Source organism: Bradyrhizobium sp. USDA 4472, assembly GCF_054058595.1.
Map to the genome: position 1 here is coordinate 7,093,571 of NZ_JBSSAM010000001.1, position 13,501 is coordinate 7,107,071.

The window sequence follows — 13,501 nt, forward strand, 5'->3', positions numbered from 1 at the left end:
AATTGCTGGCCTTGAATGAGGTGCAGTGTGACACTGTTTTGACTAAAGGAGTGACCGCCTCTAACATGCAATTGCAGCTTCCAGCTCGGCGTCTCAGTTCGATGGGGACGATCGAGATAGCAGAGCGAATGACCACATCGTCATGTGGCAGCTCGCATTGGTTGGCGCGGTCCTTGCTCTGCTGAGGACGCGAAACACTACGCGGTGCCGCCGGTCCAACGGATCAATAGCGGCCAAGAAGAAGATTTGATCAAGAACCGTTGGCAAGATCTTTCACGAGCTGGAGGCTCCCAGTGAAATCGGCAGCGATCGACCACGCGACGTCGGCTACGGTGCAGCTCGATGCACAGCCGGCAGCCCTGAATGATCAGATCATCGATCAAGCGACCCAGGTCACTCGTCTGTTACGCGAGTTCGTGAGGAGCGAGGCGATCGCGCTAGTCGCGATGGATCCGATATCCCGAAATCACCGTTTCCTGGCGGTTGACGGATACACGGACAAAACGATGTCCTACGTGCTGGACGGCTTCCCTGGGACCTGCCCCGCTTACGCCATAGCGCGCGAAAGGGACACGCACTCGCTGCGTTGGCGAGATTACAAGCGCGACTGGAATCTCTCTCTGCCGGATACCTTCACCGCCCAGGAATACCTGATGCCGGATGGCTTCAGGGAAGGCTCGACGATGTGCCTGCGCGTCGCCGATGGCCGGTACATCGGGGCGATCCACATGAGCTGGTCCAAGGAGGCGCACGCCAAGGACGAGCACCGCGAGATGACCGAGCGCTTCCGCCCGATTCTGCTGAACATATGTGATCAGCTGAGGACACCACAGCTGCTGGCCGATGAGCTGGCGCCAGGCGCCTATGCCATCGCCGTCTCGCCGAACGGTTTTGCGTTTCACCTCCCCAACCGTAGTCCGGGCCCGCATCTCGGCGAGGGCGGAGAACTTCGCCGGCTGGTGCTGGAGAAGGCGAAATCGCTCAGCGCTCAACGCTTCGTCTGGCCGGACGAGGCCGGCCGCTGTCACCAGGTTGCGATCACGACCTGCCGTGGAAACATCCTCCTGATCACAGAACAATGTATTCGCTGGCCGTATAATCTCTCGCTCCGGGAGGTACAGATCCTGCATCTCGTGACCAGCGGCGCGTCAAATCCCAACATCGCCGAGCAGCTCTTCGTGTCGCCCCGCACGGTCTCCACGCACATCGAGCACATCCTCGCAAAGATGGGCTGCGACTCGCGCACGCGACTCGCGGCGCTTGCGGTGTCCGAAGGACTGCTGCTGGCGGAGTCCCCCGCGCGGCGATCTCGGACCTTTGCCGGCCATTGATCCGCAGCGACAATTTCAGCTGGATGGCGCGGCTTGCGCAGTCCCATCCTTCAGAAGCACCACGAGACCCGCGGCCACGAGGCAGGCGAGGCCGACGCCCACGAATCCGACCGCATAGGCTCCCAGGCCAAGGGCGCCGATCCCGGCCGAAGCGATAACGCCTCCTGCCAGGTGCATCACGGTCATCCAGCCCATCGCTCTGCCGACGTGACGCGTGCCCAGATTTCCGGACATCAATCTGACCAGCACAGGGAACGTCAGTGCCGCATCAAGACCATAGAGCGCGCCGAACCGGGCCAATTCGACCAGGCTGAAGCCGGTAAACGGAAGGTAGAGCAAGAGGAGCGCGCGGACGCAAAAGTAGAGCGCCAGCAGCGTTCGCGCTGAACAACGGTCCGCGATATGCCCGCTCACCACACTCCCTATCGCACCGCCAAATACGACAATCGCCATGACGTCCGCGCTCGATGTGAGGTCGAGACCCGCGCCCATGCAGAGCATACCGAGCTGGCCATCGATCAGCCCGGATGTCGACGCGCCGCAGATGCAGAAGATCGTGGCAAGGACCCAGAACCGCCAGTTCTTCTCCTTTGGACGCAATGCCGCGTGCCGCTTGGACTTGGGCTCTCGCGGCAAGTCTCCTCGTCGGGATATCGGGACAAGGACACGGCGAACGCCGTGGCGAGCACCCCGAAGGCAGCGGCCTGGAACACGAAGCGCCAATCGAGCGCATTGGCCGCACGCGATGCCAGCAGCAGCCCCGCCGCCGATCCCAGCGGCTGCATCGACGCCAGGAAACCGAACCGTGTCCCACAATGCACTGCGTCGCCACGGCTGCCGGCCATCGCGCCGAGAAGGGAGGCGCTCAAAGAGCCACTGAAACCAAAACCCAGGCCCCAGGCCACAGTGAGATGCCATGGCGATGCGGCGCACGTCGTCCACGCCAGCGATGTCGCAAGGAGAGCCAGACTGGCGATCAACGGCGCTCGAACGCCGCAGCGTTCGAGGCTGTACGCCGCGAACGGCGATGCGCACGCGGAGACTACAATGCCGAGCGTGATCGGCAAGAACACGTCGGAGGGCTGCAAGCCCCGATCTTGCTGGATCGTGACGGCCAGCAACGCGGGGAGGACCCGTGCGGCCGAGCCTGCAAAGATCGCCAAAGCGACCACCGCGGAGGCCATCGAGCTGGAGGAGGCACGACCGGCGCACGACGCCGGTCGGACGAGCTGGAATGCGACGGGTTTGCCGGCGGGCTGCACCCTACTCGGCGGCCTGCGCACGACAACTCGCGGCATTCCTCTCGGGCGCGAGATCGATGCCAGGATTGCGATCGAAGAAGCCGCTGGGCATCAGCTTGAAGCCGGTGAAGATGCAGGGTTGAACGGGAAAGTCCTCAGGGCGGACCTGGTGGTGAAGACCGAAGACGTGCCAGAGCACGATATCAGTGTTCTCGATATTCCGGTTCTTCCTGACAAAGTCGGAGACACCTCCCGTCCCATCCGAGTGGTTCATGTGTTCACCAGCCGGATATCGCTCTTCGGGATCGAAGGCCGTCACCCAGAGCTGGTTCTTGATGAAAGTCGAGCGCCTGCCCGACGGCGACTCGGGATGGATGAATGGTGTCACGGGGTGACTGGCCTCGAGCTTGTACCCTGTCGGCGTGCCGACCCAGTTCTTGCGATTGGGGTTGATAATCTTCCAGGCCCGATGGGTCGCTGGGTTCACCTGGCGGCACCCGCCAAGCTCGGTTTTGAGAACCGTCTCCTCCTCGTAGAAGCCGTTGCCGTAGGCATTATCCGGCCCCCAGGCATCGGCCTTCGTATTGAGCTCGACGACACTGTTGTCGTCACCATCGACATTCATGTCGAGCCGCGCGCAAAAGATGTGCTGGTGAATGTGACCGACGACGCCGGGGGCGACCTCCCTGCCGTATTTGCCAGGTTGGCCCGGATGGCAGGCGGCCGTGTTGATGATGCCAGTCGCCTTGAGCTCGAACTGGATCGAGCCGTCCGTATGGAAGTACCAAAACAGCCCATATTCGTAGTTGGCGACCGTCGCGATGCACGAGATGACCAGCCTTCGGGCACGCCGTGACTCAACGTTGTTGGAGCGGAAGTCCCAATGCTTCCACAGCAGGCCGGCATCCTCCTCGTGGATGCAGATCGCGTTCTCTATCGTGACGACGTTGCCGTCCATCGTTGCGAGATGAGCATCGAGATAGGCTATGGCACCGAGGCAATCACAGCCGAGCTTCAGCGAGTTCGCGAGCTTGCCTATGCCGTACTCGCCGATATCGAAGACGTTCTTCCGGAAATGCCCCTTCTCCGTCGTGCCGTATGGGACGACCATTTCCACCAGCGAGGCGCGGTGCGCGACCGGTCGCCCATCGTAGCTGATATCATGAAGAGTTAGGCCCTCGCGTGAATTGAAGCCGACAAGCACGGACCACCGGTCCCATTCCAGCCGATGTCCATCGAGCTTGAACGAAACGCCCTCGGGCTGAACGATATTGAGTGGTCTATAGGGCGTGCGCGGCTTCTTGATGAACTCCGCCTCGTAGTTCACCTCTGCCTCGGGAATCGGGATGATCTCATGGTCGTCCACGCGGATGATCTCGTAGGTCTTGATATCGACCACGGCGTTCAGGCCACCGATCGGGTGCGCATAGAGATTGTCGTTCTCCCGCAGACGCAGCCAGGCGAAGATGTGCGCGAGATATCGGCCATCCTCGCCCGGAATGTCGAAATTGCCCGCCGACCACGGATCGATGCAGACAAGCGACATGTCCTCGATGCCGCGCTTCTTGCAGGCAGCAATGAACGCGGGAGCCGCGCGCACGGCGTCTTCGATGGCCGTGAACTGTTCGAGCTGAATCATCGGCTTGGCGGTTTGCACATATTTCGACGTGAGAACTGTTCCTTGCGCAAGCGAAACCGTCAGACGCCAGACGCCATCCTCCCTGACCTTGAACAGATTGACCCGAGCCTCCCTCTTTATGGGATTTCCGGGCTTGTACTGACGTACGACCGATTTCTCAGGTTCGAGAAGTTCGATCGTCTCGAAGAGAAATTCGGCGCCGTACTGTGGATCATTGCGGACGATCCGGATCACCGCAGCGATTTCGGCTGCCGTCAGCGGGTCGAGAGGATGCTTCACGGCATCCGTGTTAGGCGTGCCCGGGACGCACGTGCAGGACGAGGAAGCGGCGGCAGTGTCCATGGGTTACCTCCTTGCATAGGCGACTGGGTGCAGACGAGCGCAGCGACGAAATTCGCCCGTAGATCACACCTCGACGGATCGTTTCTCATCAGGCGAACGTCCGGCCCGGTTTACTCGCAGACGGACAGCCGACTTTCGTCCGCGCATCTCCATTCGACAATACGTCAGCTGACCGATTTCGATGATCCGTTCGCCGAACACTGCGGATCGTTGGACGTTTTATGCTTCGAGCTCCGGAAGGTACGAATGGACAATCGAGTCGCTCATCACCGCGCACCCTCCGTTGTCGCGAACGATGAATTTTTCTTGTGTGTGCCTCGCCGCAGGATCCAAATGTCAAGCGGCCTGAACCCAGCGGAGCAACCATCTTCGATCACTCTGCTCGCGGCATTTGAACTGCTCGAGGCACTTCTTTGAACAGAGGGCGGTTCGCCAACTGTAGTACCGGACGAGACCAAACTTTCCGTTGCAGATCGCACAGCGATTTTCTGAGCTATTCCGAAGACATTGCGAGCTGTTGCGCATTTGCTCCTCCCGTAGATGTCCTCTCGTCGATTTCGCTCGAATAGTTCTTCGAGCGTTGTCGTTTGAATTGCGAAAACGGCCGGATGGTTGAGTCTGCGTTGCGCAGCGGAGTGCTGCAATACGTTAGTTGACCGATTCTGGGGGTGCCGGCGCGATGCTAAGACTGCGCGCGGTTGGCTCGCGACGAGACCGTTTGGAATGCCGGCCCGATGTTCGTGCAACAGGAGGAGACATGCTTGGCCCCTACAACACTGGCCTGGACAAGAACCCGGCCAATTTCCAACCGCTGACGCCGCTGAGTTTCCTCACGCGCACGGCCACCGTGTATCCGCACCTCACGAGCACCATCTATGAGGACCGCAGATTCACATGGGCCGAGACTTACGATCGGTGTCGGCGTCTGGCCGCCTATCTCACCGCGCTCGGCGTCGGTGGCGGCGACACCGTCGCAGCCATGCTGCCCAACGTGCCCGCCATGCATGAGCTCCACTTTGCCGTACCGATGGTGGGAGCGGTGCTGAACACACTAAACCTGCGGCTCGATGCTGCCTCGATCGCGTTTCAGTTGGACCATGGCAGCGCAAAGGTCGTCTTCGTCGACCCGGAATTCTCTGACCTGGTCACGGAGGCAACCACACTGCTGACCGGACGGAAGCCGTTTATCTTCGACGTCGACGATGCGGCAATCAAGGGCAGGAAGAGGATCGGCGAGGTCGAATATGAAGCGGCAATCATCCAGGGCGATGCGCAGTTCCTGCCCCGCTATCCCGAAGACGAATGGGATGCGATCGCGCTCAGCTACACATCTGGCACCACGGGTGATCCCAAGGGCGTCGTCACCTGTCACCGCGGGGCCTATCTCAACGCGGTCAGCAATGTGTTGGCGGCCAACCTGGGCATGCACCCGGTCTATCTGTGGACGCTTCCGATGTTCCACTGCAACGGCTGGTGTTTCCCCTGGACCATTGCGGTTACCGCGGGCATCAACGTCTGCCTCCGCAAGGTCGACCCCGCCAAGATCTTCGAATTGATTGCTCGACATGGCGTCACCCACATGAGCGGTGCTCCGATCGTCTACAACACGCTGATCAATGCGCCGGAGGCACCTCGTGGCAACGCCGCCAAATTCGTCCACGGCTTGATCGCCGGCGCGGCCCCGCCGGTCGCCGTGCTCGCCGGCGCCGAGAGCATCGGCATCAAACTCACTCATGTGTATGGCCTGACCGAGGTTTATGGCCCAGCGGCGTTCTGCGCGGCCCAGCCTGGCTGGGACGACCTTTCAACCGATGACCGCGCGCAGCTCACCCGCCGCCAGGGCGTGCCCTACCCGCTGCAGGAAGCTGTCACCGTCATCGATCCCGACACCATGCAGCCGGTGCCGCGTGACGGCGAGACCACCGGCGAAGTTATGTTCCGCGGCAACATTGTAATGAAGGGCTACCTCAAGAACGCCGACGCCACCCGCGATGCCTTCGCCGGCGGCTGGTTCCATACTGGCGACCTCGGCGTGGTCGACAAAGACGGCTATGTCATCATCAAGGACCGCTCCAAGGACATCATTATCTCCGGCGGTGAGAACATCTCCTCGGTCGAGATCGAGGACGTGCTCTACAAGCATCCGGCGGTGCTGTTCGCTGCCGTGGTCGCCAAGCCGGATCCAAAGTGGGGCGAGGTACCTTGGGCCTTCGTCGAGTTGAAGTCGAACGCGACCGCCACCGAAGCCGACATGCTCGGCTACTGTCGCGAGCACCTGCCGGGGTTCAAGTCGCCGAAGGCCGTCGTATTCGGAGAGCTGCCGAAGATGTCCACCGGAAAGATTCAGAAGTTCGTTCTACGAGACAGCGTCGGATCGGCCAAGGCGATCTCGACCTGAGTGCGCGACAAAATCATGGGATGCGCTTGGTGTCGCAGCGACGCTGAGACGGCATCAGTGCGCTTATACTCATCTCGCAAGTCGACTATGAAATAGCTTCTTCAAAGTCGACTGCTACGCGGTGAGTCCTCCGAACCAGGCTCCGAAATAGCCGGCATAGAGCGCCGGCCGCTCAAGGTTCATCGAATGACCGATGCGGGGCACGATCACCAGCCGACAATCCGGCATCGCATCGGCCATGGCGCGCAGATCCGCGAGTGCAATCCAACCGTCCGACTCGCCCCACAAAACGAGGTGCGGATGCCGGATCTCCGACATGCGCCCCTCAAGCTCGCGGCTCTCGCTCTCGCGCGTCAGGTTGACCGGCGTTCCGATCCAGATCCCCTCCGACACGCCGAAGGTCTGCTCGATGATCCGGTCGAATAGAGCCTGGATCTCGCCGAGACCCTCCCGAAAGCGTGGGATCTTGCCTGGCCCGATGGTCTCCGGGACAAACAGCGAAGAGGCGGCGGTGGCCATCACGGACCGCGTCAGCTCCTTGCTCGCCATCATCGCCCTGAACAGCCCGATCTGTTCGGCATTGAAGGCAATGCCGAACGGGGTCACCGGATCCAGCGCAAAGACGCGGCCGAACCGCTGCGACTGCTTCAACAGCATGCGCGCGGCGATGATACCTCCGGTCGAATGGGTCGCAAGGTGGCAGAATCTGATTCCGAGCGCATCGAGGGCGGCCAGCATGTCTTCAGCGTGCTGCTGCATCGTGTAGTTGGAATGGTCCGAAGCCGGCTTTGGCCGGTCGCTGTCTCCGCAACCACGCCAATCAATTCCGACCACGCGGAGTCCAGTCGGAAACATCGGCGCGGCAAGCTCGATCCAATCCTTGCTGGCGAGATTGCCGTGGATGAAGACGACGGTGACGTCGCCTCGTCCCCACTCCCTCCAGCCAAGTTGGATGTCGCCCGCCTGCACTCTCGGCATGGACGGATCCTATTTGTTCAGACCTGCCGTCGGCGCCGCACCGGGCGGCGTTGGCGCCACCGGCAAGGCCGATACCACCGCGCCCTTGATCATGCGGTCGGTGCCGAGCGGCGACGAGGTGTCGACCGTTCCCTTCGTCACGAAGTCCACGACATCGGCGGCATATTCCACGGGGTTGTCGGTATGGATGAAGTGTCCGGTCTCCGGATAGATCTTGAGCATCGGCCGATTGCCGGCATTCGTCATCCGCGTCATGAACGGCGTGATGACGTCGCGGCCGAGGTCCGTCAGCCCGTTGAACGCGGGCGTCGGGATGAACGGCTCCTTGTCGCCGAAGGCGAGGAAGATCGGCGCCTTGATCTGAGTGACCCTTTCATAGAGGTTCTTCGGGTCATCCTGCTGAAGCTCTGCGCCGATGGTGTAGATGTCGAAGATGAACACGTTGCACCACTGCTCGAGCTCCTTCGGGTTGCCCTTGGTGAGCCCAACGCGCTGCTCGGTGTGGAAGCGAGCGTATTCGCTGTCGCTGAAGAAATAGCCGCTCTTTGCGGCCGACACCGCGCCGGTGTCCGGGTCACGCTTCTTGAAATAGAAGAAGTCGCGGATGTTCTGCTCGTCGCGCGCCTTCTCCGCTGCCAGGATTCCGGTCTGGTCCCAGACCTGCTTCCACTTGTCGAAGTCACGGCCGAGACCGTCCGCAAAGAGAGGAGCCTTCTTGTCCTTCGCGATGGTGATCTCGCGGGGATATTCCTCGAGGCCCGACGGCGCTTCCAGCGCAAGGCCCTGCACCGCGTCGGGCCAGGTCAGGGCATACCCCACCACGAACTGACCGCCCAGCGAATGACCGAGATAGTAGGCCTTCTTGACGCCGAGCTGGTTGACGACGAGGTCGTAGATCACCTCGCGCATGTCCTGCATCGTGCGCGCCGGGCTCTTGTCGAGATTTCCGGGCCCGGACATGCCATAATGCGGCAGGTCGGGTACGATCACGCGCAGGCCGCTGCGCAATGCGTATTGCATGATATTGCCGTAGTGGCCGCCGAAGGCGCCCTTGCCGTGGATGATGACGAGGACCTTCGGGTCCTTGTCGGTGCCGGCATACTCGTCCATGTAGCCGATTTCCCAGGAATTGCCGCTCTTGTCCTTGGCGTCGGCGAACTTGACCGGATAGGGATAGGTTACATAGGCCTTCCAGAACGACTTCTTGAGATCGATCTTCTGGGCGACATCGGGCGTGCGATAATTCTTGTCGACGAATTTCTGGGCGCGATCGAGCGCTGCCACGTCGTCCATAAAGCCAACGAACTTCGGATCGTTCTTGCGCTGATTGATGATCGGGAACACGCCGTAATGGGCGACCGGGCTCTCCTGCGCGATCAGGTCCGCGCCGGGTACGCGATCAACGGCCTTCTGCGCCAGCTTAAAGTTCAGCCAGAGGTCGTTCGTAATGTGCATCACCAGCGTGCGCGCCTGGATGCGGCCGAGATAGGGGTTGATGTTGTGGGTCTCGCCGACCCGGTTACGCCAGACGAGGTCGACTGCGTCATAGAGCTTGGCGCGGTTGGTGACGTTCAATCCCGCCTTCTCGTTCGGCGGATCCCAGTAGAAGATCTCGGGCTGAACGGCGGGCCAGTTCTGGGTCGTACGGAAGGCAAAGTCGTAACCCGTCATTCCGAGGATCGACCAGCCGAACGCAACGCCCGGCACCGGATGCTTCTCCTTGGGCAGCTTGTAGTAATCGCCGTTGGTGGCCTGCCAGACCGGATCGGACTGGATCGCTGCCGTCATCATCTGGAACGTCCAATTGCCGACGGGGTCGTCGCCATCCGACTGCGTGGTTCCGCCGATCGGCATCAGGGCGTTGATGTACTCCGGATGCATCACGCCCCAGACGTAAGTCTGCGTGCCGCCCATGGAGACGCCGGTCACGAGCGCGACGCGCGCGACCTTCAACTCGTCCCGCAGCAGGCGATAATTGGCCTGCACCATGTCGTAGTAGCTGTATTGTGGAAATTTGACGCCGAGCCCGTCGGACGGCTTGCTTGCGCCCCACGTGCCGAGCGGGTCGACCATGATGACATAGTAGCGATCGGTATCGATCGGGCGGCCCGGACCAATGATCGGCACGCCGCCTGAGAGCGCGGCGCCCTTCACCCACTGCTCGTACATGTCGGTGGAATCGCCGGAATAGTAGGAGTTGATCACGACGGCATTGGTGATCTCGCCGGCGGCGTTGCGACGCGCGTTGCCGATGGCAATATAGGCGGTGCGCAGCTTGCCGGCGCCGAGGGATTCCAGCGTGACCCCTCCCTCGCCGCCATTCTCCCATTTGGAGGGATCGGTCAGGTCGTACTTGCCGCCAAGACGGAAGTTGGCGATTTCGTAGGTCTTCTTCAAGCCGTCATGCTGCACCTGCGACGAGCGGCGGGTAAAGGGTTGTGCGGCAGCGAGAGCGGTGCCGACCAGCAGCACGATCAAGCCAAGGAAGCAACGCTTCGCGATATCGGTCCCGGTCATGACGGATTCCTCCCTGGACAGTTTTTCGTACGCTAGGCACTTCGGCACGGGGGGCTTTGATCTAACTCAATGGAATTCCAGCGCGGAGGTCGAGGATTGGAGGCATCAGATCGTCGGTAGTTTTTGCGATGCCTTTCCTCAGCCACGGCTCGTATCGGATACGCTATGAGCTCGAAGGGCCGACGGGCGCGCCTGCCTACGTGCTCGTGAACGGGCTTACGCAATATTCCGAGCTGTGGGGCGCTTATCGCGCCGCGCTTTTCGCGCGAGGCTTTCGCGTTGCGACATTCGATCTGCTTGGTCAGGGCGCCTCGGACAAGCCGACGCTCTACATTAGCCAGGACGACCAGGTCAGTGCATTGCGCCTTCTGATCGACGAGCTTGGGGACGGTCCCATCTTCCTGAGTGGAGTCAGTTTCGGCGGCCTGATCGCGCTGCGATACGCCATCGATCATGGCGGGCGGCTCTCCGGGCTCGTGCCGATGAGTTGCTTTGCGGAGCTGTCACCCCAGCTTTTGCTGCTTGGCAACGCCCTGCGCACCGGACTGATCCTCGGCGGCACGAGTTATCTCCAGGACCTGCTGCTGCCGATGAATCTGTCAGACCAATGGCTGGAGCCGCTGTTGGACAAGCTCGACAGCGTCAAGCGCCAGGGCTGGCTGGTGAACGACGTCTACGCACTTCAGAACTTGATGGAATCGTTTCTCGATTTCCAGCCGCTGACGCCGCGTCTGTCGGCGATCGCTGTTCCGACCATGATCCTCAACGGCGAGTTCGATTTTCTGACGCCGCGCAGTGTGCACGAAACATTGCGCATCGAGATTCCCAACAGCTCGATGGTGATCATTCCAAAGGCCTACCACGCCTTCACGCTGGAGAAAGGCGCGTTGACGGCCGATCTGCTTGCACGCTTTGCCGAGGACGTGCTGGCCGGCCGCTGGCAAGGCAATCAAGCCGTCTGGGTGGCGCCGGAGGAACCTGGCGGCGAGCTTACGCCTTTCCCCGCCGGTTACGATCATCTGCGCGCCATTCCGGTCAAGCGAGCGCTGCCATGAGCGGCTTCCTCGATCCTCTCGCATCAGACGGCCGCATTCCACCGCACCAGCAGACGCGGATCGCAGCGTTCCTGATCTCGGCGCATGGCGCGCTGGCGCGGCAGTCCGCATTGACCTTGCCCGCAACGCTTGAGTCCGGCTGGCAAACCGAATTGAATGCGCAGCTCTTCCGCGAAACTGAAATCGTCTCCCTGCTGATCCGCGCCACGAGTTGGGCGCCTGACCCCGGCCTGGGTTACATGGCCGTCGGCTGGGAAAGCGCCTGGTACCCGGCACCGGTGCACGACATACCCGATTGGCCCCTCGCCATGGCGGCAGGGCTCGCGACGCTTGCGCATGCCGTCCACGCCGCGATCCGGCCGGCTGCACTGTTGCCGACGGCCGCAAATGCGGCCGATCCGTTCGTGATGGCGCTGCGCCGGATCGAGTTCGAGAGCGGCCGCATGCTCCAGACCCAGATCATGATCCTGAAGAGCTCAACCCTGCAGCCCCATCGCGACGCCATCAATTCCGCATTGGAACGCCGCCACCGTGAGGTGCGCAAGCTTTGGCACGACATGCTCCGAAGCATCGGGATCGCCGTCGATGATTCAAATGGCGGTCAGCCTTGATGCAAATCAAAGGACCGCGGTGAAGGTGGGCAAACATCCGCTACTGCCCTGCCGTATCCGACCGGGAGTTTCAACCATGAAGGCCGTTTCCGTCGAAGAAGCCGTTGCAATGATCCCGGCGGGCGCCAGCATCATGGTCGGCGGCTTCATGGGCGTGGGGACGCCGGAGCGCCTGCTCGACGAGGTCGCGCGCCAGCACAAGGCAGGCCTGACGCTGATCTCAAACGACGCCGCGACGCCCGGCAGGGGCGTCGGCAAGCTGTTCGATCAGGCGCTGGTGTCGAAGCTGACCGCAACGCATATCGGCCTCAATCCGAAGGCGCAACAGCAGATGCTGGCGAACCAGATCGCCGTCGACCTGGTCCCGCAAGGCACCTTCGTCGAACGCATCCGCGCGGGGGGATGCGGCCTGGGCGGCGTGCTGACGCCGACGGGCGTCGGGACCCTCGTTGCCGAAGGCAAGCGTCAGATCGAGGTCGATGGCCGGGCATTCCTGCTGGAAACGGCACTACGCGCGCAGTTTGCGCTGGTGCACGCCTTCCTTGCCGATTATCTCGGCAACCTCGCCTACGCGCTCACCTCGCGCAATTTCAATCCGATCATGGCGATGGCGGCGGACACCGTCATCGTGACCGCGGAGCATATCGTCCCCGTCGGCGTGATCGCGCCCGATCACGTCGTCACTCCCGCACCGCTAGTCGACTACCTCATCACCAACGGGTGACATCATGGATCCCCAGATCATCATCGCCCGGCGCGTCGCCAAGGAGTTGAGGAGCGGCAATCTCGTCAATCTCGGCATCGGCATTCCGACCCTGGTCGCGAACTACGTGCCGTCCGATCTGAAAGTCTTCTTCCAGTCGGAGAACGGCCTGATCGGCACCGGGCCGATTCCCGAGCAGGGGATGGCCCATCCGACCCTCACCGACGCCGGCGGGCGCCCGATCAGCGCGCTGCCGGGCGCCTCGACCTTCGACAGCGCGATGTCGTTTGGGCTGATCCGCGGCGGTCACGTCGACGTCACCGTGCTCGGCGGCCTCCAGGTCGACGCACATGGTCATCTCGCCAACTGGATGATCCCCGGCAAGATGGTGCCGGGCATGGGCGGCGCCATGGATCTCGTGAGCGGCGCCAAGCGCGTCATCGTGGCCATGCAGCACGCGGCAAAGGGCAAGTCGAAGATCGTGGCGAAATGCACGCTGCCGCTGACTTCGGCACGCCCCGTCAACCTGGTCGTGACCGACATGGCCGTGATTGGCTTCCCCGGGGGCAAGGCGACACTCCTGGAAACCGCGCCCGGCATCAGCGTCGGCGAAGTCTTGGCGCTGACCGAGGCTGAGCTCGCCATTCCCGACAATGTTCCGGAAATGAGACTCTGAGCAGGTGAAC

11 protein-coding genes are annotated in these 13,501 nt (G+C 61.8%); 6 read left to right on the forward strand and 5 right to left on the reverse strand.

Annotation, left to right across the window (positions count from 1 at the left end; genetic code table 11):
• Window positions 1-293: 293 nt before the first annotated feature.
• A complete protein-coding gene (locus ACVWZ4_RS33525; protein WP_456702920.1) occupies window positions 294-1,331 on the forward strand; it encodes a response regulator transcription factor in 1,038 nt (345 codons plus the stop codon).
• A 15-nt stretch (window positions 1,332-1,346) separates the two neighbouring features.
• Here ACVWZ4_RS33525 and ACVWZ4_RS33530 read toward each other — a convergent pair whose 3' ends face one another.
• The 3 genes from ACVWZ4_RS33530 to ACVWZ4_RS33540 form a co-directional block, all read right to left on the reverse strand.
• Window positions 1,347-1,823: an MFS transporter gene (locus tag ACVWZ4_RS33530; RefSeq protein WP_456702919.1), complete on the reverse strand. Its 477-nt coding sequence runs from the start codon at window positions 1,821-1,823 to the stop codon at window positions 1,347-1,349.
• 26 nt (window positions 1,824-1,849) lie between these two features.
• The gene (locus tag ACVWZ4_RS33535) at window positions 1,850-2,494 is read right to left on the reverse strand and encodes an MFS transporter (protein WP_456702918.1); all 645 of its coding nucleotides are present in this window, start codon (window positions 2,492-2,494) and stop codon (window positions 1,850-1,852) included.
• Between the two features lie 100 nt (window positions 2,495-2,594).
• A complete protein-coding gene (locus ACVWZ4_RS33540) occupies window positions 2,595-4,553 on the reverse strand; it encodes a primary-amine oxidase (protein ID WP_456742050.1) in 1,959 nt (652 codons plus the stop codon).
• A 757-nt stretch (window positions 4,554-5,310) separates the two neighbouring features.
• On the opposite strand from ACVWZ4_RS33540, the gene ACVWZ4_RS33545 reads away from it, so the two are divergent.
• Window positions 5,311-6,951, forward strand: coding sequence for an acyl-CoA synthetase (locus ACVWZ4_RS33545; RefSeq protein ID WP_456790455.1), 1,641 nt, complete (start codon window positions 5,311-5,313; stop codon window positions 6,949-6,951).
• A gap of 114 nt (window positions 6,952-7,065) precedes the next feature.
• Here ACVWZ4_RS33545 and ACVWZ4_RS33550 read toward each other — a convergent pair whose 3' ends face one another.
• Entirely contained in the window at window positions 7,066-7,929 is an 864-nt protein-coding gene (locus ACVWZ4_RS33550; RefSeq protein WP_456742052.1) for an alpha/beta fold hydrolase, read from the reverse strand.
• Window positions 7,930-7,938: 9 nt separating this feature from the next.
• Entirely contained in the window at window positions 7,939-10,446 is a 2,508-nt protein-coding gene (locus tag ACVWZ4_RS33555) for an alpha/beta hydrolase (protein ID WP_456742053.1), read from the reverse strand.
• Window positions 10,447-10,574: 128 nt separating this feature from the next.
• Between ACVWZ4_RS33555 and ACVWZ4_RS33560 the strand changes: the two genes are divergently transcribed.
• The 4 genes from ACVWZ4_RS33560 (at window position 10,575) to ACVWZ4_RS33575 (ending at window position 13,491) form a co-directional block, all read left to right on the forward strand.
• A complete protein-coding gene (locus ACVWZ4_RS33560) occupies window positions 10,575-11,501 on the forward strand; it encodes an alpha/beta fold hydrolase (RefSeq protein WP_456702914.1) in 927 nt (308 codons plus the stop codon).
• A complete protein-coding gene (locus tag ACVWZ4_RS33565) occupies window positions 11,498-12,112 on the forward strand; it encodes a hypothetical protein (RefSeq protein ID WP_456702913.1) in 615 nt (204 codons plus the stop codon). The genes ACVWZ4_RS33560 and ACVWZ4_RS33565 overlap by 4 nt, the downstream gene beginning before the upstream one ends.
• Window positions 12,113-12,188: 76 nt before the next feature.
• A complete protein-coding gene (locus ACVWZ4_RS33570) occupies window positions 12,189-12,836 on the forward strand; it encodes a CoA transferase subunit A (protein ID WP_456702912.1) in 648 nt (215 codons plus the stop codon).
• 4 nt (window positions 12,837-12,840) lie between these two features.
• Window positions 12,841-13,491 carry a 3-oxoacid CoA-transferase subunit B gene (locus ACVWZ4_RS33575; protein ID WP_456702911.1) on the forward strand — a complete coding sequence of 217 codons (651 nt, stop codon included), beginning with the start codon at window positions 12,841-12,843 and terminating at the stop codon, window positions 13,489-13,491.
• Window positions 13,492-13,501 lie beyond the last annotated feature (10 nt).